Consider the following 25,505-nt stretch of genomic DNA (forward strand, 5'->3'; position numbering starts at 1 on the left):
ATCGGGCGGGATCTCCCTGTGCGCAGAACGAAAATAAGAGAATAGCGTTATGACTCAGATTAATGAAAGAATGCGTCGCCGTGATAAAGACGCGGTGACCTACGCCATTGCGCAAGAGGCGACCAACAGCATCGCCCAAACGCTGGCGAACCTGAAGTGCAACCGCAACGGCTTGACCCAGGACGATGCCGATGAGCGGCTGGAGCAGTTCGGCGCCAACCAGGTCGCCCACGACAAGGCACCGCATGCCTTGATTCAGTTGATCAAGGCCTTTAACAACCCGTTTATCTTCGTGCTGATGGTGCTGGCTGCGATCAGTTTCTTTACCGATTATTGGCTGCCGCTCCAGAGCGGTGAAGAAACTGAACTCACCGGCGTCATTATCATTCTGACCATGGTCACGTTGAGCGGGCTGCTGCGGTTTTGGCAGGAATACCGCACCAACAAAGCGGCGGAAGCGTTGAAGTCGATGGTGCGCACCACCGCTACTGTGCTGCGCCGCAGCAGCTACAGCGCGCATCCGCTGACGCTGGAAGTGCCGATCCGCGAACTGGTGCCGGGGGATATCATTCAGCTCTCCGCCGGTGACATGGTGCCGGCCGACGTGCGTCTTATCGCCTCGCGCGATCTGTTCATCAGCCAGGCGATTTTGACCGGCGAAGCGATCCCGATCGAGAAATACGATGCCATGGGCAACGTGGCGCAGAAGTCGAGCGAAGGGGAAGTGTCCAGCGAGAACGCGCTGCTTGAGCTGTCCAATATCTGCCTGATGGGCACCAACGTCGCCAGCGGCACCGCCACGGCGGTGGTGGTGGCAACCGGCGGGCGCACTTACTTCGGCTCGCTGGCCAAGTCGATCGTCGGTTCGCGGGCGCAAACCGCGTTCGATCGCGGGGTGAACAGCGTCAGCTGGCTGCTGATTCGCTTCATGCTGGTGATGGTGCCGGTGGTGTTGCTGATCAACGGCTTCACCAAAGGCGACTGGAGCGAGGCGGCGCTGTTCGCACTGGCGGTGGCGGTCGGCCTGACGCCGGAAATGCTGCCGATGATCGTCAGCTCCAACCTGGCGAAAGGGGCGATCGCCATGTCACGCCGCAAGGTGGTGGTGAAGCGCCTGAACGCCATTCAGAACTTCGGCGCCATGGACGTGCTCTGCACCGACAAGACCGGCACCCTGACCCAGGATCGCATCATTCTCGAGCACCACATCGACGTCACTGGCGCCAGGGATAACGAGGTGTTGCACCTGGCCTGGCTGAACAGCTTCCATCAGAGCGGCATGAAGAACCTGATGGACCAGGCGGTGATCCGTTTCGGGCGCGGCAAACCGGGGATCGAAGCCCTGGGCCGTTTCAGCAAGGTGGATGAGCTGCCGTTCGATTTCGTGCGCCGCCGTTTGTCGATCGTGGTGGCGGACGAAAATGGCAAGCAGCAGCTGATCTGTAAGGGCGCGGTAGAGGAGATGCTCGAGATCGCCACCCACGTGCGTGAAGGCGACAAAACGCTGGAACTGGACGACGCGCGCCGTGCGGCGCTGCAGGCGCTGGCCCGCGAGTATAACGAAGACGGTTTCCGCGTGCTGGTGCTGGCGACGCGCGAGCTGGATGCGAAGCGCCCAACCGAACCGTTGAGCGTGGCCGACGAGCGCGACATGGTGGTGCAAGGGCTGCTGACTTTCCTCGATCCGCCAAAGGAGAGCGCGCAGCAGGCGATCGCCGCACTGCAGGAAAACGGCGTGACGGTGAAGGTGCTGACCGGCGACAACCCGGTGATCACCTGCAAGATTTGCCGGGACGTCGGGCTGGAGCCGGGTGAGCCGCTCTCCGGGCTGCAGATTGAACAGATGGATGACGAAGAGCTGGCGCGCGAAGTGGAACAACGCACGGTCTTCACCAAGCTGACGCCGCTGCAAAAATCGCGGGTGCTGAAAATGCTGCAGGCCAACGGCCATACCGTCGGCTTCCTCGGCGACGGCATCAACGATGCGCCGGCGCTGCGCGATGCCGACGTCGGCATTTCGGTCGACACCGGCACCGACATCGCCAAGGAGTCGGCGGACATCATCCTGTTGGAAAAGAATCTGATGGTGCTGGAAGAGGGGGTGATCAAAGGGCGCGAGACCTTCGGCAATATCATCAAGTACCTGAACATGACCGCCAGCTCCAACTTCGGCAACGTGTTTTCGGTGCTGGTGGCCAGCGCCTTCATCCCGTTCCTGCCGATGCTGGCGATCCACCTGTTGATTCAAAATCTGATGTACGACATTTCCCAGCTGTCGCTGCCGTGGGACAAGATGGACAAAGAGTTCCTGCGCAAGCCGCGCAAGTGGGATTCCAAAAACATCGGGCGCTTTATGCTGTGGATTGGGCCGACCTCGTCGATCTTCGATATTACGACCTATGCGCTGATGTGGTACGTGTTCGCCGCCAACAGCGTAGAACACCAGGCGCTGTTCCAGTCCGGCTGGTTCATTGAGGGGCTGCTGTCGCAAACGCTGGTGGTGCATATGCTGCGCACCCAGAAGATCCCGTTTATTCAGAGCACCGCGGCGCTGCCGGTGTTGCTGACCACCGGGTTGGTGATGGCGCTCGGCATCTACATTCCGTTCTCGCCGCTCGGCGCCCTGGTTGGCCTGCAGCCGCTGCCGTGGGAATACTTCCCGTGGTTGGCCGCAACGCTGGTCAGCTACTGCGTGGTCGCGCAGTTGATGAAGCGTTTCTATATCCGCCGCTTCGGCGAGTGGCTGTAAGCCGCCTCGGCGTTCACTTCGGGGGCGAAATTCGTCGCCCCCGCACCGCTACAGCAGTTTGTTGACCAGCAGGCCGAGCATGATGGTCAGCGTGAAGGAAAACAGCGTGCCGAGCAGCACATACTCGGTACGCATCTTATCGTCGCTCTGGCGCAGATCGCCGAAACGGAAGATAGATTTGGCCGCCAGTAAAAAACCGATCGCCGGAATTTGCCCCAGCAGCACGAAGGTCAGGATCAGCGTTCTTTCCAGGTAGCCAATCTGTTTGCCCGCGCGCAGCAGCGAGTCGTTGTCGGCCTTGGCCGAAGGCGGCATTTGCGGCGTCCAGTGCGCCAGCAGTTGCCCGATCAGCAGGCTCATCGGCAGATAAATCAGGCTGTAGGCCACCAGCACCAGGCCGGTTTGCCAACGTCCCAGCTGCCGCCCCAGCGCGGCGAGCAGTTCACCGGCATTCGGCGTCAGCCCCAACCACAGCAAGGCGATCACCGCCAGATGCAATCCCTGATCGAGCAGAAAGCTGCGGGCCGGGCTCAGGCGGTTCATCGCAGTGACTTTCAGCAAATCGATCAGGTAGTGGCTGACGGCGATGGCCAGCAGGCTGGCCAGCACCTGCAGTGAAGAAAGCCCGCCGTGCAGCAGGCCGAAACCGGCCACCGCCCAAGCGGCCAGCACCCCGTGCAGCAACGCGTGCAACAGCAGAAAACGCGAACGCGCGCGATGTTGGATTTTATCTTCCACCCAACTCAGCGGCTGCAGCGGAAAATCCGCCAGCAGATGGACGAGCAACAGCCAGGCCAGCAAAGGCGCATAGGTCAGATCCATGGTCAGACGATCCTGTTAATGGCGTGAATAAACCGCATGATTTCCTCGTAGGCCGCGCGTTTCAGCGCGGCGGAGACCGTGGAGGCGGCTTTTTGCAGCTGGTCCGCCACGGCGGCGCCGCTGTCGGCGAACATTCTCGCCTGAACGATGCGCGCTTCGGCCTGTGACAGGCGGCCAATCACATGATCTAACATCGGCAACAGATCGCTGACAATGGCGTTTGTCCGATCGTTGTCGGTTTTCAGAGCCAGCCGGCAATTTTTTGCCATGGCGTCCAGCGCGCTGCCGGAGTTGATAAAGGCGCTGCCGTAACCGGCGGCGTCGGGCCGTTGGCTACCCAGCCCGACGGCGATGCGCGCATCCCAGTGCGCGGCGCCCATCGCCCGCAGCGCGAGGCGTATGTACACCGCCAGCAACAGCCCCTCCTCCGGGGCGGCCTGCGCCTGGAAGGCATCGCCGCGAAAGATTTCCACCTGATGCAGCCGCCCGTCACGCCGCAGCCGATCGAGCAGGTTATGCAGCCCATTGAGGTAGTTGACGGTGTCTGATCGGCGGGAATCGACCAGATCGCCGCTGATTACGCTGATTGGCGTCGGCATGGCGTGTTCCATTATTTGCGGAGGGATGATTATAAATTCGCACCTGGATACGAATATGTCAATAATTCGCCTCTAGGTGCGAATCTGTGGGGTTTTCGCCTGTGAGGGCGAAACGGGCAGGATGAGGAACGTGGGATGAACGGCCGGGAATGCGCGGGCCTGCCAGGCTCGCCACCGGCGGCGTAGAGGGAAAATGGCCGGCAACCGGCTGTTCAGAAGCTTTTAACCAGCACGTCACGCGGCATTTCGCTGCCGTGTTTCAGCAGATGCTCAAACGATCGCTCGCTGCTTTTCAGCTGCTGCAAAAATTCCTGCGGCGACAGATCGTGTTTTTTGCCGCTCATGTAAGCCAGCGCCAGTTCTTTTGCCTGATAGCGGGAGAAGTTGTACATGGTGTCCTCGATACGGTGAATGTCAGTGCTCACGATTGTAGCGAAAGAGCACATAATGAACAGCGGCTTTGGCGTATGGAATCGATAGCCGAAACTTAACTTGCAGGCTGCAACAGCTCATCGCACAGGCGCTTGATCACCTGAGCTTGCGGCAGGCCGTTGTGCAACATCTGGCGGATATGCTCCGAATCGCTGATGCCCTGGCGGACATGGCACTCGACGGCCTGCAGCAGGGCACGATCCTCCCGTCGCTCGGCAAAACCGCTCAGCGCTTCGAGAGTGTGCAGGATGTGGGCGGTCAGGCTGCTGCGGCGCAGCGTCGCGGGATCGACGTATTCGGCGGCAAAGCCGCTGCGATAGGCGTTGATCTTGTTGTAATTGGTGAAGGCATCGTATTCCGGCGCGATCGGTGAGCGGTGCTGCAACAGAAAATCGGCCAGCAGGCGGCAGTAACCGACCAGCAGCACGGCGTGGGTGAGGCGCAGCGGCGTATCGCAGATGCGGATCTCTACCGTGCCCAGCTCCGGTTTTGGCCGCGCATCCCAGTAAATATCCTTGACGCTTTCAATCACGCCTGCGGCATTCAACCGTTCGTAGTAGGCGTTGAATTCATGCCAGCTGTAGATGTGTTCCAGGCATCCGTAGTTGGGGAAGGAGTTCTGGGCGCTGAAGCGGGAACTGGCAAAGCGCGTGTCGACCCCCTGATACAGCGGCGACGAGGCGCTGAGCGCGATCAACTGCGGAAAGTAGGGCGTCAGCGCATGGCACAGGTACATCGCTTCGTCCCCGTCGTTGACGCCGAGGTGAATGTGTTGGCCGAACACGCAGGCCAGCTTGGAGAGATAGCCAAAACGGCTGGCCAGCTGCCTGTAGCGCACGTTGTCGCTGATGACCTGCTTGCGCCAGTCGTTGCTCAAGTGGCGGCCACCGCCGCAGACGTCACAGCCCAGGCGCTGCGCGCTGCGCCGGACGGTATGGGTCAGGGCGCGCAGCTCGGTGTGCAGCTCATCGAGATCGCGGTGCACCGAGCTGTTCAGCTCCACCATCGATTTGGTGAGCTCATGCTTGACGCGCCGGCGGTCGCCGACCGCGCTGACCACCCGATCGGCTCGATCCGTAAGATCGTAGTGCTCGGCATCGACCAGCTGTAACTCTATTTCGGTGCCGATGGAGAGCCTTTCCGAACGTTTGAATGTGAGCGGCATGGTACCTCCTCCTTCCTGCAAGAACGGCATAAAGATAAGTATATGTCTCGGTGAGGAGGGCAACGTTTTGCATTTTATATTTGTTTTTTCGCATGTGAAGCTGGTATCTTCACGAGCGAGTTGTGGTGAAGAGAAAGGTTAACGGGAGTGTGACATGCCGTCATTGACGCCGCTGAAGCTGTTTAAAAACCTGTCTGACGAGACGCGTCTGACCTTGGTGCTGCTGTTGCGCCACGCCGGTGAACTGTGCGTGTGCGAGCTGTCGGGCGCACTGGCGCTGCCGCAACCCAAGATTTCAAGGCATCTGGCGATGCTGCGTGAAAGCGGGCTGCTGCTCGATCGGCGCGAGGGTAAATGGATACATTATCGCCTGTCGCCGCATATGCCGGCCTGGGCGGCGGCGATTATTGAGCAGGCTTATCAGTGCCGGCCAGAACAGATGACGGAGTTAGCGCAACGCGTGGCGAAAGGTTGTCCGTAACGGTAAAAAATTTACGCAAACACATATGAAAAATCGAATATGTAAACTTAAAGGGGCGGAAGGACAGCGATGATAGTGGCAGGGGCGATCTTTATTCTGACGTTGATCTTGGTCATCTGGCAACCGAAGGGGCTGGGTATTGGCTGGAGTGCGTCGATCGGGGCGGGATTGGCATTATTGAGCGGCGTGGTGCACGTCGGCGACATCCCCGTGGTATGGCAGATAGTCTGGAATGCGACTGCGACCTTTATCGCCGTCATCATCATCAGCCTGTTGCTGGATGAAAGCGGCTTTTTTGCCTGGGCCGCCTTGCACGTCGCGCGCTGGGGCAACGGCAAGGGCCGCTGGCTGTTTACCTATATGCTCCTGTTGGGCGCGGCGGTGGCGGCGCTGTTCGCCAATGACGGCGCCGCGTTAATCCTCACACCGATCGTGATCGCCATGCTGTCGGCGCTCGGTTTTCGTCCTGCGGCGGTGCTGGCTTTCGTCATGGCGGCGGGCTTTATCGCCGATACCGCCAGCCTGCCGCTGGTGGTGTCCAACCTGGTGAATATCGTTTCGGCGGATTTCTTCCACTTGGGCTTTACGGAGTATGCGGCGGTGATGGTGCCGGTCAACCTCGTCGCCGTGGCGGCGACGCTGGTGATGTTGCATTTGTTCTTCCGCAAGGATATTCCGCCGGGCTACGCGTTGACGCGTTTACCGGTACCGCGGGAAGCGATCCGCGATCGCGCGACGTTTCGAGCCGGTTGGGCGGTATTGGCGCTGTTGCTGATCGGCTTTTTCGCCCTGGAACCGCTCGGCGTGCCGGTGAGTTTGGTCGCCGCCTGCGGCGCGCTGGTGCTGCTGGCGGTAGCGAAACGCGGGCGGGCGATCGATACCGGCAAAGTGCTGCGCGGGGCGCCCTGGCAGATCGTGATTTTCTCGCTGGGCATGTATCTGGTGGTCTATGGGCTGCGCAATGCCGGCTTGACTGATCTGCTGTCCGGCGTGCTGGATGCGCTGGCGCGGCAGGGGCTGTGGGCGGCGACGCTCGGCACCGGCTTCCTGAGCGCGTTTCTCTCTTCCGTCATGAATAACATGCCGACGGTGTTGGTAGGGGCGCTGTCGATCGACGGCAGCAGCGCGGAAGGCGTCATCAGGCAGGCGATGATTTACGCTAACGTCATCGGCAGCGATCTCGGCCCCAAAATCACCCCGATCGGCAGCCTGGCCACGTTGCTGTGGCTGCATGTGTTGGCAAGGAAAAACATCGTCATTACCTGGGGCTATTATTTCCGCGTGGGACTGGTGATGACGCTGCCAATTCTGTTCGTCACCCTGGCCGCGCTGGCGCTGCGGCTGTCCGTTTTGCCATAACCGGAGCAACTGACATGAGCGACATCAAAATTTATCACAACCCGGCCTGCGGCACGTCGCGCAATACGTTGGCGCTGATCCGCAACAGCGGCGCTGAGCCGGAGGTGATTCTGTATCTGGAAACGCCCCCCAGCCGCGAACGGTTGATTGCGTTGCTGGCCGACATGAACATGACGCCGCGCGCGTTGTTGCGTAAAAACGTCGAGCCTTACGCCGAGCTGCGGCTGGACGACTGCGCCTGGAGCGACGATCAACTGATCGACTTCATGGTGCAACAGCCGATCCTGATCAATCGCCCCATCGTGGTGACGCCGCTTGGCACGCGCCTGTGCCGTCCGTCGGAGGCGGTGTTGGAGATTCTGCCGGATCCGCAGCGCGGCGCCTTCAGCAAAGAGGACGGCGAGCCGGTGATCGACGCGCAGGGCCGCAGGATAACCAAAGGCTGATCGCTGCGGCCCTGCGCCTGTTTTATCCCAAATCGCCGCCGGCGACCGGCAGCACCGTTCCGTTAATGTAACTGGCTTCGGCGCTGGCGAGGAACAGAATAGCGGCGGCTTGTTCATCGACGCTGCCGTAGCGGTGCATCAGACTGCTGTCGAGAGTCTGCTCAACCACCTGTCGATACCAACTTTCTTCCTGCTGCGTCGGGGATTCGCGGTTGCGTGGCGTCAGCCGCGGCGGTGCTTCGGTGCCGCCCGGCGCCGTCGCGTTGATGCGAATGCCGGCTCCAGCGTATTCAAAGGCCAGTGACTGGGTCAGGGCATTGACGCCGCCTTTGGCTGCGGAGTAGGGAACGCGATTGACGCCGCGCGTGGCGACCGAAGAAACGTTGACGATCACTCCGCTCCCCTGCGCCAGCATATGCGGCAACGCGGCGCGGCAACCCCATAGCGTCGGGAACAGCGAACGCCGAATCTCCGCCTCAATCTGTTGCGGCGCATAGTCGGCAAATGGTCGCGCCCAGATGGTGCCGCCCACATTGTTCACCATAATATCCACGCGCCCAAAGTGCTGTTGCACCTGATCCAGCGCCTCGCGTGCTTCCTCCCAGTGCTCCAAATCGGCCTGCAGGGCGATGATATCGGTGCCGCGCTCGCGTAAAACGGCTACGACCTCCTCCAGATAGGGGGAGCGGTCGATCAGCGCCAAACTCGCCCCTTCCCGAGCCGCGCGTTCGGCCACCGCTTTGCCGATGCCTTGAGCGGCACCGGTTATCGCCATTAACTGGCCGCTGAAACGTGACTTATCCATGGTCAACTCCTCTGATCGGCCTGGCTGGGGGCGAACTTCTCATAATGGAAGCTATTCGGGATAAAGGCGCGTCGCTGGAAATCGCCAAGCACCGCTTCCACCATCGGCGGCGGCCCGCACAGGTACACGTCCAGGTCACCCTTATTGAGCAGGCTTTCGTCGAGATGCTGGGTGACATAGCCTTTATGCGGTGACAGCGACACCTCACTGGCTACACAGCTCAGATAGCTGAAATTCGGCAGGCGCCGGCGATATGTCTCCAGCTGTTCCAGCTTGACCAGATCGTGGTCATGGGTGACGCCGTAGATCAGATGCACCGGCTGTTTGCTGCCGCCGAGCGCCAGATGTTCCAGCATGGAAAGGAACGGCGCCAGCCCGGTGCCGCCGGCCAGAAATAACATTGGCCGCACCGGCGTGCGCAAATAGAAACTGCCCTGCGGGCCGCGCAGACGGATCGCGTCGCCGGGTCTCGCCTGTTCAGTCAGATAACGGCTCATTATGCCGCCGGGCACGTTACGCAGCAGAAAAGAGAGTTGCCGGCTGCCGGGCGGCGAACTGAACGAATAGGCGCGGCTGACCACGCTACCGGGAACGTCGATATTCACATATTGTCCCGGCAGGAACGCGATGCCCCGCTCATCATCCAGCGTCAGGCAGAACTCGATGGCGCTGTCCGACAGGGCGGTGGCGGAGGTGACGGTGGCGGTAAACATTTCGCTGGCGGTTTTACACATCGTCGAGGGCATCGGCACCTCAATGACGCAGTCCGAGAGCGGCACCATCTGACAGGTCAATACCCGCCGCTGTGCGGCTTCCTGCTCTGACAGCGCCTCTTCCAGGTAGTCATCGCCCAACTGATACTCTCCTTGCTCACAGTGGCATTTACAGGTGCCGCATACGCCGTCCGAGCAGTCCATCGGCAGGTTGATCTTTTGTCGGTAGGCGGCGTCGAGTACTCTTTCATTCGGATTGCATTGAATAAAGCGGCTGACACCGTCTTCAAAATTAAGGGCAACGGTAAAAGACATACCTCACCTCCTGCATTAAAGATGATAAATATCAATAACATGATTGATATAGTCATTATCCAGACGAATTTTTTTGCGCTTAATTTGCAGCGCATCCCCGGTAAGATCTATCCACAAACGGGTTGAGCCGAAATAAGTGTCCGTGTGGTTGTAGCGGTGATAGAAGGTGGCCCAGTGGTAGTTCACCTCGGCCTGTTCCGCGCCGGACGATAACAGCTCCACGTTGCTGATAAGATGCACCGTACGCGGCTCCGGCATGCTGCTGGCGGCTGAGCGTTCGGTTTTTATGCGATAAACGCGATCTTCCAGGCCTTCGCGATTGGCGTAATAAATCAGCGAAATCTCGCTGTGGGGATCCGTCGTCTGGCGATCGTCGTCAGCCCAGGCCGGCATCCAATATTCGACCTGCGGATGGTAGCAGGCCAGCCAGTCATCCCACTGCCGGTCATCCAGCAGGCGTGCTTCGCGGTACAGAAATTGTTCCAGCCGCTGTTGCAGGTTACATGTACTCATTGCGCCACCTCGTCGTTTCGTTGCTGGCGCTCCAGCTGGCGCAGCAGAATGTTTTGCCAATGATGATGCTGACTGAGATACAGGGCTTCATCTTCCGGGCGGGGGCCGGTCATGTCAGGTACGATCCCCAGCGCTTTGGCGTTGTCGTCAGCCTGGCCCTCCAGCCAGCGGGTAGCGCCGCGGCTCAGATCGCTCCAGGGCATGTTGCCGGCGTTGAACCCCAGCTGGCAGGCGCGGAATTCCTCCAGGTCGTCCGGCGTACCCATGCCGCTGACGTTGAAGAAATCCTCATACTGACGAATGCGCAAGGCTCGCTCGTCGGCGTTTTCGCCCTTCGGCGCAAAGCAGAATACGGTCACTTCGGTTTTATTGACGGCAATCGGGCGCACTACGCGCAACTGGCTGGAAAGCTGGTCCATGATGTACAGATTGGGGTAAAGGCACAGGTTGCGGGTTTGGTTCACCATCAGGTCGGCACGGTGTGCGCCGAACGCATCGTTCAAACGGGTGAAGTGCCGATAAATGGGGCGCGATTCCGGGTTCAGCACCCGGGTCCACAACAGCAGATGACCATTCTTGAAGCCGTAGGCTCCGCCGTCGTTTTTTGACGACCAGCAGTTGGCGTCCATGGTTTGGGTGCCGCTGGCGGCATCCCGATGCGCCATGGTGGAGACATAGTTCCAGTGCACCACGCTGACGTGGTAACCGTCCGCACCGTTCTCCATCTGCAGTTTCCAGTTGCCGTCGAAGGTGTAGGAGGATGAGCCGCGCAGAACTTCCAGCCCGCTCTCAGCCTGATCGATGATGAGATCGAGGATCTGCCGCGTTTCGCCCAAATAGTCCTCCAGCGGTTGCACCTCATCACTCAGGCTGCCGAACAGAAATCCGCGATAAGACTCAAAACGCGGCAGTTGCTTCACATCATGTGAGCCGTCCTGCTTGAAACAGGGAGGATAAGCGCCGGTTTTCTCGTCCTTGGCTTTCAGCAGGTGGCCGGCGTTATTGAAGGTCCAGCCGTGGAAGGGGCAGGTGAAGGTACTTTTATTGCCGGCCTTGCGGCTGGCCAACATCGCGCCACGGTGCGAGCAACTGTTGATCATGGCATGCAGCCGCATGTCTTTGTCGCGCGTGATGATCACCGGCTGACGCCCAATGGTGAGCGTGTAATAATCGCCTGAGTTGGCGATTTGGCTTTCATGCGCCAGATAAATCCAATTACCTTCGAAAATGGCTTTCATTTCGAGTTCAAACAGCGCCTCATCGGTAAAAATACCGCGATTGCACTGATATATGCCATTTTCTTTATCAATAATTAAAGCGTGATTTATTTTTTCTTTCAGCTTAGATATTGTCGGATTCAATAATGAATGCATGTTCATGGCCTCATAGAAAATGGATAGACGGGGCAGTGGGCAATCAATAACCGATTGCCCGTTATTAGCGTCGCTATTCTTTTGTGCGAAAAATATTAATCTTGCAGCGCGCGAGGGCGATTTATTCTGTTCTGCTCGATGCGGTCCGCCGCGGCATAAAGCGTAAAATCAAACTGCACTTCGGTATGCGGGCCGGGCAGATCGCGTTTTGCCGCCAGCGCCGGATCGGTGATTTTCACCGGGTTGGCGATCAGCTCATCGCGGGTAGCGAAAGCGAAGTCATCCCACAGATAACGGTCGCCATTGAGATTGATTTGCGTCGTCAGGTGTTTATGCGCCGGTGCGGAGACGAAGAAATGAATATGCGCCGGACGGTTGCCGTGGCGCCCCAGTCGATTGAGCAAAGCCTGGGTGGGCCCGTCGGGTGGACAGCCGTAGCCCGACGGCACGATGCTGCGCGCCGCGTAGCGGCCATCGGCGTCGGTGGTTATCCGCCGGCGCAGGTTGAAGCCGCTCTGCGATTTATCGAAGAAAGAGTAGTTGCCCAACGTGTTGGCGTGCCAAATATCAACCACCGCCCCCGCCAGCGGCTTGCCGTCGGCGCCTTTGACCTGGCCGTGCAGCCACATCACCTCGCCGTCGTCGTCGCCGTCATCCATCCGCGCGAAGCCGGCGCTCACTGGCGCATTGGCCACATACAGCGGCCCCTCGATGGTGCGTGGCGTACCGCCGCTCAGCCCCTGTTGGCGCTCGCGCTCGTCGTCGCGCAGATCGAGGTAGTGTTCCAGCCCCAAGCCGGCGGCCAGGAGCGCCGCCTCTTGACGTTCGCCCAAGACGTGCAGATAGTTGATCGCCTGCCAGAATTCTTCAGGGGAAATATCATAGCGATCGATGAGCTGACAAATATCGCCCAGCAGATGATGCATGATTTTTTTGAAACGCGGATCTCCGTTATCATTAGTAAAACCGCTGCTGATTTCCAGCAATTTGATAATGTCTTGACGTTGATTGAAGGATATAGACATTGCGAATTCCTCATTGCTTATAATGTAGGTTATACAGAGAACAGGAATTAACAGCTAACCTTGCGGGTTATTATCCCGGTATTTTATTTGTCATCGTCGCGGATCGATGACGGGTGTCGGCATAACGCCGTTACGCGAATTTTCATATAAGGGTAAAGCGGCAGGGCGAATAACAGCTCGTGCAGCTCGGCATTGCTTTCCACATCGAAAATGCTGACATTGGCGTAGCTACCGGCTACGCGCCAAAGATGTCGCCATTTTCCGCTCGCCTGCAGGGTTTGCGAATATGCTTTTTCGCGCGTTTTTATTTCGTCGGCGAGCGCTTTAGGCATATCGAGCGGTAATTTCACGACCATTTCAACTTTGAATAGCATGGCGTAGTCCCTCGTAGTTATTTGCGTCGATAAAAGCGCAGTTTGTCTTCATCGATATCGACCCCCAGGCCCGGGCCTGACGGCAGACTGACGTGACCGTTGGCGAAACGCAGCGGCGTGGTGACCACGTCGTCTTTCAGCAACAGCGGGCCGAACATCTCGCTGCCCCAGTCCAGCTTCAGCGTCGACCAGGCGTGCAGCGAGGCGACGGTGCCCAGCGTGCCTTCCAGCATGGTGCCGCCATAGACGCCGACTCCGGCGGCCTGTGCGACCTGCGCCAGTTTCAGCGCCTGCGCCGGGCCGCCGGCCTTGGCTATCTTCAGCGCGTAGGCGCCGGTAAAGCCGCCCGCAGCCAATGCATAACCGTCGTGAGCGTCGGCCACCGCTTCGTCGGCCAGGATCGGCAGAGTGAAGCGCTGACTGAGCCGGATTAACGCCGTGCGATCCCATTGCGGCACCGGCTGTTCGACCAGATCGATGCCGATCTGCTGCAGCGCCGCCATTCCGCGTACGGCGGTGGCGGCATCCCAGGCCTGGTTAACATCGACGCGAATGCTGATCTCCGGCCCCAGCGCTTGCTTGATAGCCTGGGTGTGGCGCAGATCTTCCTCCAGTGGCCGGGCGCCGATCTTCAACTTGAAGGCGCGATGACGGTCTTCCGCCAACAGGCGTTGCCCTTCGATGATGTCTTGCTGCGTATCGCCGCTGGCCAACGTCCACAGTACCGGCAGGGTGTTGCTGAGCGCGCCGCCGAGCAGGGTGCTGACCGGCAGGCCGAGGCGTTTGCCCTGGGCATCGAGAAAGGCGGTTTCCAGCGCCGACTTGGCAAAGGTATTGCCCTGGATCTGGCCATTCATCAACGCAACCAACGGCGCCAGACCGCTGAAGCTTTTGCCGCTCAGCAGCGGCGCGAGGTAGCCGTCGATCGCCGACTTGATCCCCTCCGGGCTTTGCGGGCCGTAGCTCAGCCCGCCGATGGTGGTGGCTTCCCCCCAGCCGATCAGGCCGTCGGCGCAGGTCATGCGCACCAGCGTCAGCGTTTGGCAGCCCATCGTGGCCATCGACAATTTGTGTGGCCGAATAGTGGGAATATCCACCAGCCAGCTGTCGATGCGTTCAATGCGAAGTTCCATGCTTTATTCCTTTTCAGTAAGAAACTCGACAACGCAGCGGTTGAAGAGATCCGGACAGGCGATGTTGGAAATATGCGATGTCGGCAACCGCCGCAGATCGGCGAGTGGCGCATTGGCGACTAAAAACTCGGCGTCCGCCACCGTCGTGACCGGATCTTGCTCACCGGCAACCACCCGCATCGGCCGCGTCATCGAGGCAACCTCGGCGCGCAGGTCGGCCCGCGCCAGTGCCTCGCAGCAGGCGGCGTATCCCTGTGGATTACCGGCCGCCAGCGCTGCCACCAGCGCCGCCACCTGCTCGGGGTGGCGCTGCGCGAATGCCGCGCAGAACCAGCGCGCGGGGGAGGCGGCGGCGATCGGCGCCAACCCGTGTTCCCGTACCTGCTGCGCGCGTTGTCGCCAGCCTTCGGCGCCGCCGATGCGGGCGGCGGTATTGGCGACCACCAGCCGTCCGATGCGCTCGGGGTGATAACGACTGAGCCAGAGCCCGGTCAATCCGCCCATCGAAATGCCGCAAAAATGGGCGTTCGGCGCATCCAAATGGTCGAGCAAGGTGATGACGTCTTCAGCCAACTGCTGCAGTTGCAGTGGCGCTTTCGCCAACGGGGTGGCTCCGTGGCCGCGCTGGTTGTAACGCAATAGGCGAAAGCGTTCGGTCAGCGTCGCCAATTGCGGTTGCCACATCTCGAAAGTGGTACCCAACGAGTTGGACAGCACCAGCAGCGGTGCGTCGGCCGGGCCGTCGAGACGATATTCAATATCCATGATTGACCTCATACCCGTTCGATAATCAGTGCAATGCCCTGGCCGACGCCGATGCACATGGCGCACAGCCCGTAGCGCCCGCGCGTTTTTCGCAGTTGCCAGGCGGCGTTCATCACCAGCCGGCCACCGGAGGCGCCCAGAGGATGGCCGAGCGCAATCGCGCCGCCGTTCGGGTTCACCTGCGGCGCATCGTCGCGCAGTCCCAGCTCGCGGGTCACCGCCAGCGCTTGCGCGGCGAAGGCTTCGTTCAGTTCGATCACGTCCATCTGTTCGAGGGTCAGGCCGGCAATATGCAACACTTTGCGCACCGCCGCCGCCGGTGCAAAGCCCATGATCGCCGGTTCGATGCCGGTGACGGCGCTGGCAACGATGCGTGCCATTGGCCGCAGGCCATGGCGAGCCACGCTGCGCTCGCCGGCCAGCAGCAGCGCGCAGGCGCCGTCGTTCAGGCCGGATGCGTTGCCGGCCGTAATGCTGCCCTGCGGGGCGACCACCGGCCTGAGTTTTTCCAGTGCGGCTAAGGTGGTGGCGCGCGGATGTTCGTCCTGGTTGAAGGTCAGCGGCTCGCCTTTCTTCTGCGGGATAAGCATCTCGATCAGTTGGTCGCTGTAAAAACCGCTTTCCTGCGCGGCGGCGGTGCGTTGCTGGCTGCGCAGGGCGAAGGCGTCCTGATCGCGACGGCTGATACCGAATTGCGACGCCACGTTTTCGGCGGTCTGCGGCATCGTGTCCACGCCGTACAGCGCCTGCATCTGTGGGTTGATAAAACGCCAGCCCATGGTGGTGTCTTCAATCTTCATCGTGCGGCTGAAGGCGCTTTCCGCCTTGCCCATCACATAAGGCGCCCGCGACATGCTTTCCACGCCGCCGGCGATCATCAGCTCGCTCTCGCCGGTTCTGATGGCGCGCGCCGCAGCTGCTACCGCATCCAGGCTGGATCCGCACAGGCGATTGATGGTGCAGCCGGGCACCTGCACCGGCAGGCCGGCGAGCAGCAGCGCCATGCGCGCGACATTGCGGTTGTCTTCCCCCGCCTGATTGGCGCAGCCGAACAACACGTCGTCCACCTGGCTCCAGTCGAGCGTCGGATGGCGTGCCTGCAGCGCTTTCAACGGCAGGGCGGCCAAGTCGTCGGCGCGTATGCCGGCCAGGCTCCCATTGAGGCGACCGAAGGGCGTACGGACGGCGTCACACAGATAAGCTGGATTCATGGCGCGGTTCCCCGTGTTGAAGGGTGAAAGTCAGTTCGACCGGGGTGACGTCCTGCAGTTGTTGCGGGGTCAGGCCGGCAAATATTTCGCGCACCACCAGTCCCTGGGGGGTGACATTCATCACCGCCAGATCGCTGTAGATGCGGTCAATGCAGCCGACGCCGGTCAACGGATAGCTGCATTGGCGGACGATTTTGCATTCACCCGTTTTGGTCAGGTGTTCGGTCATCACAAACACCTGACGTGCGCCGATCGCCAGATCCATCGCGCCGCCGACCGCCGGAATCGCCCCCGGTGCGCCAGTGCTCCAGTTCGCCAAATCGCCGCGTTCGGAGACCTGATAGGCGCCCAGCACGCAAATATCCAGGTGGCCGCCGCGCATCATGGCGAAAGAGTCGCCGTGGTGGAAAAAGCAGCCGCCTTTCAGCAGCGTAACCGGTTGTTTGCCGGCATTGATCAATTCCGGGTCCTCTTCGCCCGGCGTTGGCGCCGGGCCCATGCCGAGAATGCCGTTTTCGCTGTGCAGGAAGATCTCTTTATCGGCCGGCAGATAGTTGGCGATCTGGGTTGGAATGCCGATACCGAGATTGACGTAGGCGCCTTCAGGAATATCGCGCGCGATGCGCTCAGCCAGCTGTTGATGGGTCAGTTTGCTCATGATGCGTTCCTTAAGCCGAAAGCTGGGCTGCACGGGGAGAAGAGGGCACCAGACGCTGCACGAAGATGCCGGGCGTGATGATGTTTTCCGGATCCAGTTCGCCCAACGGCACCATATGGTTGACTTCGACGATGGTGCAGTTGGCGGCCATCGCCATAATCGGCCCGAAGTTGCGCCCGGTTTTGTCATAGCGGAGGTTGCCCCAACGGTCGGCTTGTTCAGCCTTGATCAGCGCGAAGTCGGCCTTCAGCGGCAGTTCGAAAACGTATCGGCGGCCGTCGATCTCGCGGGTTTCCTTTCCTTCCGCCAATTGGGTGCCATAGCCGGTCGGGGTATAAAAACCGCCGATCCCGGCGCCGGCGGCCTGGATGCGCGCCGCCAGATTGCCTTGCGGAACCAGCTCCAGTTCCAACTCGCCGCGGCGGTAGAGGTCGTCAAACACCCAAGAATCTGCCTGCCGTGGGAAAGAACACACCACTTTGCGCACACAGCCGGCTTTCAGCAGAGCCGCCAGGCCAAAATCGCCGTTACCGGCATTGTTGCTGATCAGCGTAAGCGCGCGTGGCCGGCGACGGATCAGCGCATCCAGCAGTGCGTAGGGCTGCCCGGCCGGACCGAATCCTCCGACCATAAGGGTGGCGCCATCCGGAATATCTGCGACGGCGGCGTCTGCGGACGCCATGCTTTTATCGATCATCAGTTCTCCTCAAGGCTCGGTTAGGACGTTGCGCCAACAACCAGCGGGTTTGAAATTAACCTAGAGGATGAAAAAAGCATCAGCAAGTGCGAATATCAGAACATTGTGCGATTATCGGTGCATTGAGGTTTTAGGTCTGCATTTTGTGATGCAGGCGGCTAAATTGGCATCGGATGTGATACGCAGGGCTTTGCTGCCGTATTGAGCGTGTAAATTGAGAGCAGATACTAATGGGAGGCCTGAATGAGTGAAGTTCCTGAATTTGGCACCGAAGAACTGCGTCGGCTGCAGGAGATCGGTGATTTAAGCAACGACCAGTACAAGGGCGATCCTAATTTTATGGCCTCGTTGGCCAGAGGGCTGGAGGTGTTACAGGCCTTCAAGCCACAGTATTCGCAGATGTCGGTGTCAGAGATCAGTCAACAAACCGGCATTCCGCGCGCAGCGGTGCGCCGTTGTTTGTATACCCTACGAGCGCTGGGATTCGTGCATTGTCCCGATGGGCGCCACTATCGCTTGCTGCCGCGTGTGCTAACTATCGGTCACGCTTATCTTTCCTCTTCCGAGCTGGCGAAGGCGGCGCAAAACTCGCTGGACTATCTCAGCAAATTGCTTAATGAATCCTGCTCGGTGGCGACGCTGGATGGCGATAACATTTTGTATATCGCCCGGGCCTCGGTTAAACGCATCATGACTATCGATCTGGGGCGCGGCAGCCGTCTGCCGGCCTATGCGACATCGATGGGGCTGGTGTTGCTCAGCGCGCTGGACGAGGGAGAGCTGGAGGATTATCTGTCGCGGGTCACTTTCGAACCGCTGACCGAGTTTACCGTCACCTGTGCGGAGCAGCTGCAGGAACAGTTAGCCAGAGTTCGCAGACAGGGGTATGCCATCAACGATCAACAGTTAGAGATCGGCCTGCGTTCCATTGCGGTGCCGATGCATTCACGCAAAGGCGGGGTTGTGGCGGCAATGAACGTTGGCGTCAATGCGTCGCAGATCTCGGCGGCGGAGCTGCGCGAACGAGTGCTGCCGCAGCTGCAGCGCACGGCGATGGAGCTGGCGCTGCTGCTGTAGGGAGAACGGATTAATGCAGTTCGGCGCCGCTGCGATCGGCCAGCGCTTCCAGCAGCGGGGCGGAAGGCACGAAGAACAGGGTGCCGGTCACCGCGTGGCTAAAATCGAGCAGCCGATCGTAGTTGCCGGCCGGGCGGCCGATAAACATGTTTTCCAGCATCTGCTCGATCGGCTGCGGGGAGCGCGCATAGCCGATAAAGTAGGTGCCGAACTCGCGCAGGCCGGGGCGGCCGAACGGCATGTTATCGCGCAGAATTTTCACCTCGTTGCCTTGCTCGTCGGTGATGGTGGTCAGCGAACTGTGCGACGACGACGGTTTGACCGCTTCATCCAGCTCGATGTTGGACTGCTTATGGCGGCCGATGATTTTCTCCTGCGTTTCCACGCTGAGCGAATTCCAGCCCTGCATGTCGTGCAGGTATTTCTGCACCAGCACATAGCTGCCGCCGCTGAACGCCGCGTCTTCGTCGCCGATCACCGTGTAATCGAAGGCTTCATGCCCTTCCGGGTTCTCCGTGCCGTCGACGAAGCCGATCATGGCGCGCTGATCGAAGTAACGGAAGCCGTGCACCTCCTCGATCACCGCCACGGCGTCGCCGAGCTTGCCAATCAGCTGAGAGGCCAGTTCAAAACACAGATCCATTTCATCGGCGCGGATATGCAGCAGAATGTCGCCGGGCGTGGCGACGGCGACGCGTTCCCCGCTGCCGATCGGGCTGAATGGATGCAGCTGGCGAGGGCGCGGCGCGCCGAACAGCGTATCCCAGGCCTCGGAGCCGAAGCCGCAGACGCAGGTGAGGTTGCCCGCCGGCGCGCGTTTGCCGACCGAACGCACCACAGCGGCGATGTCGCCGCACCAGGCGCGCACCGCCGCCAGATGGGCGGGAACGGGCGACAGGGTGGCGACGATAAAGATGGCATGGCGCGTCACCGGCGTGAATACGGCTTGCGGCAGGGGGGTATTTGCATTCATTGCATTCGGCTCCAGTGTGTTCGGGTGAAATAGCTCAGATCAAATTAAAGTGCTCGTCGGGTTTCATCGGCGGTGGCAGCGGGCTTTGGTCATTCATTTCCAGCAGGTTGCGCTCAATGGTGTTGCAAATGGCGTTTAACGGCAGATGGTTGGCCGACACGCCGAATGGATCCTCCAGCTCTTCGGCCAGTGAGTCCCAGGATAAGAAGGTATAGGAAATGAACACCGAAACAAACGGTGTCATGTAATGCAGATCGGTCACCAGGGCAAAGGGCAACAGGCTGCAGAACAGGTAAACGGTGCGCTGCAGGATCAGGGTATAGGCGAACGGCACCGGGGTGCTGGCGAGCCGTTCGCAGCCGCCGAGGGCGTGGGACAGCTCGCTCAGCTTGTTGTCGAGCAGCTCGAAAGTGATGTCGCTCAATAGCCCCCGTCGGCGCAGCTTGCCGATCTCCTGGCCCAGCATCAGCAGGATGCGGTTGGTCGGCATCGGGCTGGCGATCACTTCGGCCAGCTCTTTGCTGCTGAGATTGTGGTACAGATCGGCGGTGGGATCGGTGGCGCGCAGCTGATGCTTCAGGCTCCAGCTGAAGGCGATCAGCAGCTTGGCGACCTTTTGCTGCACCGCCGGTTCGTCCGGCAGCAGGCTTTTGATCTGGCGCAGCAGGGATCGCTCGGTAATCAGCAGCGAGCCCCACAGGTTGCGCGCCTCGACAAAGCGGCTGTAGCCGGCATTATTGCGAAAGCCGAGAAAAATCGCGATGGCGATGCCCAGCAGGCTGAACGGCGCGATAGTCAAATGCACGCCGAGCTGTTCGTACCATTGGTAGCTGATCACCGCCACTATCGACATCAGCACGTTCAGCGACAGGCGAAAGGTAATTTTTGACAGCACGGATCCGTGCCAGGCGAACAGGCGAAAAAACCAGTTCTGGTGCGGGCGGATTATCATAACGTGGGCGCTTCCTGGTGTCCTGCTATTGAGAATAGTCGATTCTTATCCGGCGGCGTTAGGCCGCCGTTGTCGATTGCCAGAGCCGCTGCGGGTGCGTATAGACGGTGGCGCGCCCCGGCTTGCTGAAGCCCACCAGCGTAAGGTTGCTGCGCTCGGCCACCTCCACCGCCAGGCGGGTGGCGGCGGAAACGGCGAACAGGATCTCGACGCCGCACATGGCGGATTTTTGCACCATTTCATAGCTGGCGCGGCTCGACACCAGCGCCGCCCCTTGCAACCACGCCTGTTGGCTGCGATAACCGAGCAGTTTGTCGAGCGCCACATGTCGGCCGACGTCTTCACATCCGCCGCTGAGCGCGCCGTCCGGCTGGATCCAGGCCGCCGCGTGGGTGCAGCCGGTCAGTTTCCCCACCGTTTGCACTTCCTGCAGCTGCGCCAACGCCCGATCGAGCAGCGCCAAATCGAAACGCTGCGTGAAAGGCAGCGGCGCGATGGGCTGAGCGACCTCCTGCAGTTGCTCGACCCCGCAGACGCCGCAGCCGGTGCGGCCGGCCAGGCTGCGGCGCTTCTCTTTCAGCTGCATAAAGCGGCGGCTCGAGAGTTCCACATGCACTTCAATGCCATTGCAGGCCGGTTGCTGGCGGATGTCGTAGATATCGTCGGGGGAGGCGATGATGCCTTCGGACAGCGAAAAACCGATGGCGAAGGCCGCCAGGTCTTTCGGCGTCGCCATCATCACCACGTGGGAAATGCCGTTGTACACCAGGGCAACCGGCACTTCTTCCGCCAGCCAATCTTGTTGCGCCTGAGCCAGATCGGTGCGCTGCCAGACCGCATGGCGAGACAGGCAGGCCGAGTCTGCATCGCCGGGTTCGTCGAGAATCAAATGCTTGTTCATGATGGTTTCGCGGCGCCGGCGGATACAGCGCCGGCGTCAGATAGAGTCTGATGAGTGATAGCCGATTTTATCATAGATGGCGTGCTTGAACAGGGTGAAACGGGGCGACGTTAATCAGGCGGCTGATCAGAGGGGGGAATCTGTAGATCTCGCTGAAACCAAACGGAGTATTGGTGGGAGGAATAAGAAAATGGCTCTATGCCGTGGCGCGGTTATTGCGCCTTAAATAAGGATTGCTCAATCGATCCTTAACCCGATTGGTATTGCCTCAAAGGTGAACCTGCAAAAGCATGTTGCCTGGCGTTCGTAACGACGATGACCTGCTAATGGAAAGCAAGTCATGCAGGTATACGATTGATAAGTTGACGTCCTTCGCCCGGCGTCCGAGCGAAGGGGTTATGCTGTCACTGCGCTACCTTAATGGTGTAATTGGCAGGGATCCAGCGATAGCCATTGCCATCGGTTTTTACATGGCCGAATCCAGGGAATGAAAAATGGGCTGCTCCAACCCAACTCCCTTCTTTCGCTATTTGCGCCAAAATACGCTCGCGCGTTTTTATCGCCTGCGGCTGGTCAAAATCAAAATGAATGGCAACTTTAGGATCGGGCATTTGCACTGCCTTGGCATGAACCAAATCACCCCAGAAAATCAATGACTGGCCTTCGCTTTCCACGCGATAGATAACACTTCCTGGCGTATGGCCGGGGGCTGGGAATGCACGAATGCCTCCCACCAGCGTTGCCGGGGCATTAAATGTTCGCAACTTTCCAGCCGTTTTTATAGGGTTAAACGCATTTACTGACTCATTGAACATGCCTTTTTTATCTTCCGATACTTTATTAAGGTTGGCGGCAGGGTTTAACCAAAATTCGGCGTCTTTTTGCTCAACGTATACTTGCGCATTTGGGAATGCCGGCTTCCCATTTAATGAGATCCCGCCTGAGTGATCGCTGTGAATATGGGTAATGAGTACTGCATCAATGCTTTCTGGCGGATAACCCGCTTCCCGCAAGTTATCCAACAGATGACCTCCTGTCTTGCCAATCAGCGAACCGGCGCCGGCATCAATAAGGATTTTTTGTTTGCCAGTATCAATAACAAAGGTGTTGATTGAGGTTTCTGCTAATGACGATATCCCATCGTCAGCCAGGCGTTTTTGCAGTGTTTCTGGGGAAATATTTGTCAACAGCTGCTCTAGTGGGAGTGTAACGGTACCGTCTGAAACGGCAGTCACCGTCATTTTCCCCAGCGGCATTCGATAGTAACCGGGAGCCTGACTGTTCGTCTCCGCAAGTGCGGCAGAGGTAATCAACAGACCGGCTGCAGCAAGCAACCAACATGTTTTTCTCTGCGCTAAACTCTGTTTCATAAACTCTCCTGGAATAAAAAATCGCATTCAGATCTCAATAGTATTATCTTGGAACGATGGAACATTATTCAAATTGAATTAAATGATTATGGCTATCAGAGAAAATGATTTTAACCGCTTCGATTTGAACCTGATTAAGGTGCTAATGGTGTTATTCCGTGAGCGCAGTGTTTCACGGGCTGCTGAAAAATTACACTTGGGGCAGCCTGCGGTGAGCGGGATATTGGCCCGGCTGCGCGAAATGTTCAACGATCAACTCTTTGTCCGAACCGCGCAAGGAATGGAACCTACGCCGCGCGCAGAGGCACTTGTGCAAGCGCTGGCTCCCCTGATGGTGGAAATGCAGCAAGCTTTATTCCAGCAGCCTGTTTTCAGCCAAGCCACGACAAACACATATTCCGTTTGGGCATGGCTGATTGGGTTGAAATGTGGCTAATGCCCTCTCTGTTGGCTTTAATAAAGCAACGAGCGCCGCGAGTCGCTTTGAATGTGATAAGAATTGCGCCTTCTCAGACGGAAGAGATGCTGGAAAGCGACCATATTGATTTAGCTTTGACGGTTGCTCCTCATGGCCCGCGCTGGCTCCAGCGTGAGTCTCTAATCAATATGAGTTTTCGCACCCTGTGGCATCCGGATCAATTAGATCTGCCTGACGTATTATCGTTGGCGGATTATGTTGCACAAGAGCATCTGCTAATTCCTTACCGCGGCATTAACGCTTGCGTTATTAATCATCAATTGGGCGAATATGGGCTAAAGCGTACCGCGCTCTATACTACGACCAACTTTGCTGCTTTACCGTTAATTCTGCAAAGCACGCCTGTATTGGCGAGCGTGCCGACATGTCAAGCCGCCGTTTGGAGCCGGGATTACGGCCTGAAATATAGCAAGTTGCCCCTGGCTAATCCCCCTAGCGTTAACGTGGAAATGTTATGGCACCAGCGTTGTAGTCAGGAATCGACATTGCAATGGCTGTTGGCGCAAGTCAGGGAAGTCTCGCAGCATCTCTGCTTGTCAGAAGAAGGGGGCTGTTCCCCCCATCGTTAACACGCTGCATCAATGGGGCGGCGGCGGGCTGTTTGAGTGAATCGTTTGCGGCCCCACCAGGTTATCCACAGTTTTAGTGGATAACGTGTGCGCAAGGCAGAGTGAAACCGTTAGCAGGCGTAAAAAAAAATCGCTCAGAAAATTATTATATTACGCGGCAAAGCGCGATCCGCAGGGGGATTTGGGGTTGCGCGCGTTCGCGTTTTGTTTATGCCTTGCTGTATAAATATACAGTTTGGTTGTGATTATGCTGAGCAATTCAAGGTTGTATGCTTTTTCACCAGGTGAGTCTCTGACGTTACCGCTGTTTGCCGATCGCGTGGCCTGCGGTTTTCCTTCTCCCGCACAGCACTATGTCGAGAGCCGGCTGGACATTGGCAAGCTGCTGGTGCGGCATCCTAATGCCACTTATTTCGTGCGTGGCGCGCTGCAGGTCGTCGGCGGGTATCAGGCCGCGTATGATGCCGGACTGCCGGTGCAGATCCTGGTGAATGACGGCCGTATCCGGGCAAAGGAATAGACGCTGGGGTTGGAGCCTGTCCTCATCGGCGCTTTGCTGGAGACTGATGCGGAAGTATGCCGCCCCCAAACGGTAACTGATATTTTGCTGGTTGAGCAGATAGACCGCCTGACCCGTCTCAGCAACAGTGACTGGATGACGTTGAAAAAGCAGATTGAGCAGCATGAGTTACGGATTGTCAGCCTGGATGTCCCTACCTCATGGCTGGCGCTGTCAGAGAAAGATCCTTCACAGGCGGACCCGATCACCCGTGCAGTAATAACCGCCATCAATAACATGCTAATCGACCTGATGGCCGCGATGTCACATAAGGACTGGTTGAGTCGCCGCCAATGGCAAAAGCAGGGAATTGAACGGGCGCATACGTTGGGTAGATACCGGGGAAAGCAGGCAGATCAGAAACGACATCAGAAAGTCCTGTACTACCGACAGATTAAGAAACTGAGCATCCGAGAAACAGCAGACGCGACAGGCTACAGTACTTCCCAAGTTTGTCGCATTCAGGCCTTCTATAAAGAAGTTGAGACTGATTAAAAAGCAGCCTTAATGTACAATAATTTTCGATATCCAAGCTGACCCCATGAACAATCAATGAGTGAGAGGTGAAAGATGATTTCATACAAAAAAACCATACCTGCTCTTGTCATATTCGCTTTATCTAATGCAGTGGCATATGCGAATGATTTCGACAAATCAAATGAAGCGATGGCAATTTCAGCAATAGGTTTTTCTGGCTCAAATGCTCGTGTTGCACATGATGTTTGTGGGGCAACCAATGAGAAGATTGATAAATATAAAAAACAAATAAAAGACTCATTAACTAGAACATTAAAGTATGAACAGTCAGGATTCGATACGCATTGGGATAATGGTTGGAAAAATGCTGATTTTTTGGTTAAGTCATTAAGTAATGATGAAGCCTATAAAAAAGAATATTGCCGAGAGGTTTTAGATGGAATTAATAATCCTGAAATGAATTAAGGACTATTCCTTATTCGGGGTTCTACGCCGGAACCCCAGATTTTTCCGT

Annotated in this window: 28 protein-coding genes and 1 pseudogene; 10 read left to right on the top strand and 19 right to left on the bottom strand. The window is 58.4% G+C overall.

Annotated elements, in window-relative coordinates:
- Positions 1-49: 49 nt before the first annotated feature.
- Positions 50-2,749 (top strand): magnesium-translocating P-type ATPase, encoded by a 2,700-nt coding sequence (mgtA, locus tag ACMGF7_RS16845; protein ID WP_049240691.1) that lies wholly within the window; start codon positions 50-52, stop codon positions 2,747-2,749.
- Positions 2,750-2,797: 48 nt separating this feature from the next.
- Here mgtA and ACMGF7_RS16850 read toward each other — a convergent pair whose 3' ends face one another.
- The 4 genes from ACMGF7_RS16850 to ACMGF7_RS16865 form a co-directional block, all read right to left on the bottom strand.
- Entirely contained in the window at positions 2,798-3,571 is a 774-nt protein-coding gene (locus ACMGF7_RS16850; RefSeq protein ID WP_004935091.1) for a DUF3307 domain-containing protein, read from the bottom strand.
- 2 nt (positions 3,572-3,573) lie between these two features.
- Entirely contained in the window at positions 3,574-4,170 is a 597-nt protein-coding gene (locus tag ACMGF7_RS16855) for a hypothetical protein (RefSeq protein ID WP_049240690.1), read from the bottom strand.
- A gap of 212 nt (positions 4,171-4,382) precedes the next feature.
- Positions 4,383-4,562, bottom strand: a complete 180-nt coding sequence (locus ACMGF7_RS16860) for a hypothetical protein (RefSeq protein ID WP_004935085.1) — start codon at positions 4,560-4,562, stop codon at positions 4,383-4,385.
- 95 nt (positions 4,563-4,657) lie between these two features.
- A complete protein-coding gene (locus tag ACMGF7_RS16865) occupies positions 4,658-5,767 on the bottom strand; it encodes a YbdK family carboxylate-amine ligase (protein ID WP_273890096.1) in 1,110 nt (369 codons plus the stop codon).
- Positions 5,768-5,921: 154 nt separating this feature from the next.
- On the opposite strand from ACMGF7_RS16865, the gene ACMGF7_RS16870 reads away from it, so the two are divergent.
- The 3 genes from ACMGF7_RS16870 to arsC all read left to right on the top strand — a co-directional run bounded on the left by ACMGF7_RS16870 (position 5,922) and on the right by arsC (position 8,053).
- Positions 5,922-6,248, top strand: coding sequence for a metalloregulator ArsR/SmtB family transcription factor (locus tag ACMGF7_RS16870; RefSeq protein WP_004935082.1), 327 nt, complete (start codon positions 5,922-5,924; stop codon positions 6,246-6,248).
- A gap of 69 nt (positions 6,249-6,317) precedes the next feature.
- Positions 6,318-7,607: an arsenic transporter gene (locus tag ACMGF7_RS16875; RefSeq protein WP_015378327.1), complete on the top strand. Its 1,290-nt coding sequence runs from the start codon at positions 6,318-6,320 to the stop codon at positions 7,605-7,607.
- A gap of 14 nt (positions 7,608-7,621) precedes the next feature.
- Entirely contained in the window at positions 7,622-8,053 is a 432-nt protein-coding gene (arsC, locus tag ACMGF7_RS16880) for a glutaredoxin-dependent arsenate reductase (protein ID WP_164094816.1), read from the top strand.
- A 22-nt stretch (positions 8,054-8,075) separates the two neighbouring features.
- Here arsC and benD read toward each other — a convergent pair whose 3' ends face one another.
- The 11 genes from benD to ACMGF7_RS16935 form a co-directional block, all read right to left on the bottom strand.
- Entirely contained in the window at positions 8,076-8,858 is a 783-nt protein-coding gene (benD, locus tag ACMGF7_RS16885) for a benzoate diol dehydrogenase BenD (protein WP_420286537.1), read from the bottom strand.
- A gap of 2 nt (positions 8,859-8,860) precedes the next feature.
- The gene (gene benC, locus ACMGF7_RS16890) at positions 8,861-9,886 is read right to left on the bottom strand and encodes a benzoate 1,2-dioxygenase electron transfer component BenC (RefSeq protein ID WP_031300652.1); all 1,026 of its coding nucleotides are present in this window, start codon (positions 9,884-9,886) and stop codon (positions 8,861-8,863) included.
- A gap of 15 nt (positions 9,887-9,901) precedes the next feature.
- The gene (benB, locus tag ACMGF7_RS16895) at positions 9,902-10,399 is read right to left on the bottom strand and encodes a benzoate 1,2-dioxygenase small subunit (RefSeq protein ID WP_021505770.1); all 498 of its coding nucleotides are present in this window, start codon (positions 10,397-10,399) and stop codon (positions 9,902-9,904) included.
- The gene (locus ACMGF7_RS16900) at positions 10,396-11,772 is read right to left on the bottom strand and encodes a Rieske 2Fe-2S domain-containing protein (RefSeq protein ID WP_033632704.1); all 1,377 of its coding nucleotides are present in this window, start codon (positions 11,770-11,772) and stop codon (positions 10,396-10,398) included. Before ACMGF7_RS16900 ends, benB begins: the two co-directional genes overlap by 4 nt.
- A 95-nt stretch (positions 11,773-11,867) precedes the next feature.
- The gene (gene catA / locus ACMGF7_RS16905; protein WP_021505768.1) at positions 11,868-12,797 is read right to left on the bottom strand and encodes a catechol 1,2-dioxygenase; all 930 of its coding nucleotides are present in this window, start codon (positions 12,795-12,797) and stop codon (positions 11,868-11,870) included.
- An 83-nt stretch (positions 12,798-12,880) separates the two neighbouring features.
- Entirely contained in the window at positions 12,881-13,171 is a 291-nt protein-coding gene (catC, locus tag ACMGF7_RS16910; protein WP_015378320.1) for a muconolactone Delta-isomerase, read from the bottom strand.
- 17 nt (positions 13,172-13,188) lie between these two features.
- Positions 13,189-14,304: a muconate cycloisomerase family protein gene (locus ACMGF7_RS16915; RefSeq protein WP_420286538.1), complete on the bottom strand. Its 1,116-nt coding sequence runs from the start codon at positions 14,302-14,304 to the stop codon at positions 13,189-13,191.
- Between the two features lie 3 nt (positions 14,305-14,307).
- Complete coding sequence (gene pcaD, locus ACMGF7_RS16920) at positions 14,308-15,069, bottom strand: 3-oxoadipate enol-lactonase (RefSeq protein WP_197799713.1); 762 nt, start codon at positions 15,067-15,069, stop codon at positions 14,308-14,310.
- A gap of 8 nt (positions 15,070-15,077) precedes the next feature.
- Positions 15,078-16,280, bottom strand: coding sequence for a 3-oxoadipyl-CoA thiolase (pcaF, locus tag ACMGF7_RS16925; protein ID WP_049240683.1), 1,203 nt, complete (start codon positions 16,278-16,280; stop codon positions 15,078-15,080).
- The gene (locus tag ACMGF7_RS16930) at positions 16,258-16,938 is read right to left on the bottom strand and encodes a 3-oxoacid CoA-transferase subunit B (protein ID WP_420286539.1); all 681 of its coding nucleotides are present in this window, start codon (positions 16,936-16,938) and stop codon (positions 16,258-16,260) included. The genes pcaF and ACMGF7_RS16930 overlap by 23 nt, the downstream gene beginning before the upstream one ends.
- Positions 16,939-16,948: 10 nt before the next feature.
- Entirely contained in the window at positions 16,949-17,635 is a 687-nt protein-coding gene (locus ACMGF7_RS16935) for a 3-oxoacid CoA-transferase subunit A (RefSeq protein ID WP_021505764.1), read from the bottom strand.
- Positions 17,636-17,878: 243 nt separating this feature from the next.
- Between ACMGF7_RS16935 and ACMGF7_RS16940 the strand changes: the two genes are divergently transcribed.
- Positions 17,879-18,712 carry an IclR family transcriptional regulator domain-containing protein gene (locus tag ACMGF7_RS16940; RefSeq protein ID WP_033632708.1) on the top strand — a complete coding sequence of 278 codons (834 nt, stop codon included), beginning with the start codon at positions 17,879-17,881 and terminating at the stop codon, positions 18,710-18,712.
- Between the two features lie 10 nt (positions 18,713-18,722).
- On the opposite strand, the gene ACMGF7_RS16945 is transcribed toward ACMGF7_RS16940, so the two are convergent.
- The 4 genes from ACMGF7_RS16945 to ACMGF7_RS16960 all read right to left on the bottom strand — a co-directional run bounded on the left by ACMGF7_RS16945 (position 18,723) and on the right by ACMGF7_RS16960 (position 22,908).
- Positions 18,723-19,685 carry a Dyp-type peroxidase gene (locus ACMGF7_RS16945; RefSeq protein ID WP_021505763.1) on the bottom strand — a complete coding sequence of 321 codons (963 nt, stop codon included), beginning with the start codon at positions 19,683-19,685 and terminating at the stop codon, positions 18,723-18,725.
- Positions 19,686-19,719: 34 nt separating this feature from the next.
- Entirely contained in the window at positions 19,720-20,637 is a 918-nt protein-coding gene (locus tag ACMGF7_RS16950) for a bestrophin family protein (RefSeq protein WP_004935069.1), read from the bottom strand.
- 58 nt (positions 20,638-20,695) lie between these two features.
- Complete coding sequence (gene fdhD, locus ACMGF7_RS16955) at positions 20,696-21,538, bottom strand: formate dehydrogenase accessory sulfurtransferase FdhD (protein ID WP_049240679.1); 843 nt, start codon at positions 21,536-21,538, stop codon at positions 20,696-20,698.
- Between the two features lie 404 nt (positions 21,539-21,942).
- Positions 21,943-22,908, bottom strand: a complete 966-nt coding sequence (locus ACMGF7_RS16960) for an MBL fold metallo-hydrolase (RefSeq protein WP_197763455.1) — start codon at positions 22,906-22,908, stop codon at positions 21,943-21,945.
- 88 nt (positions 22,909-22,996) lie between these two features.
- Here ACMGF7_RS16960 and ACMGF7_RS16965 point away from each other — a divergent pair, with 88 nt between their 5' ends.
- From ACMGF7_RS16965 to ACMGF7_RS16985, 5 genes and pseudogenes are all read left to right on the top strand, one after another.
- Positions 22,997-23,344, top strand: a complete 348-nt coding sequence (locus ACMGF7_RS16965) for a LysR family transcriptional regulator (RefSeq protein WP_239504264.1) — start codon at positions 22,997-22,999, stop codon at positions 23,342-23,344.
- Positions 23,344-23,955 carry a LysR substrate-binding domain-containing protein gene (locus ACMGF7_RS16970; RefSeq protein WP_239504274.1) on the top strand — a complete coding sequence of 204 codons (612 nt, stop codon included), beginning with the start codon at positions 23,344-23,346 and terminating at the stop codon, positions 23,953-23,955. Before ACMGF7_RS16965 ends, ACMGF7_RS16970 begins: the two co-directional genes overlap by 1 nt.
- A 247-nt stretch (positions 23,956-24,202) precedes the next feature.
- Positions 24,203-24,382: pseudogene (locus ACMGF7_RS16975) on the top strand (DNA polymerase V); the annotation flags it as partial.
- Positions 24,383-24,499: 117 nt separating this feature from the next.
- The gene (locus ACMGF7_RS16980) at positions 24,500-25,009 is read left to right on the top strand and encodes a recombinase family protein (RefSeq protein ID WP_420286765.1); all 510 of its coding nucleotides are present in this window, start codon (positions 24,500-24,502) and stop codon (positions 25,007-25,009) included.
- Between the two features lie 75 nt (positions 25,010-25,084).
- Positions 25,085-25,456 carry a hypothetical protein gene (locus ACMGF7_RS16985; protein WP_126171699.1) on the top strand — a complete coding sequence of 124 codons (372 nt, stop codon included), beginning with the start codon at positions 25,085-25,087 and terminating at the stop codon, positions 25,454-25,456.
- Positions 25,457-25,505 lie beyond the last annotated feature (49 nt).

The sequence above is a fragment of the Serratia sp. BNK-17 genome, assembly GCF_048684935.1.
Classification (GTDB): Bacteria; Pseudomonadota; Gammaproteobacteria; order Enterobacterales; family Enterobacteriaceae; genus Serratia; species Serratia nematodiphila.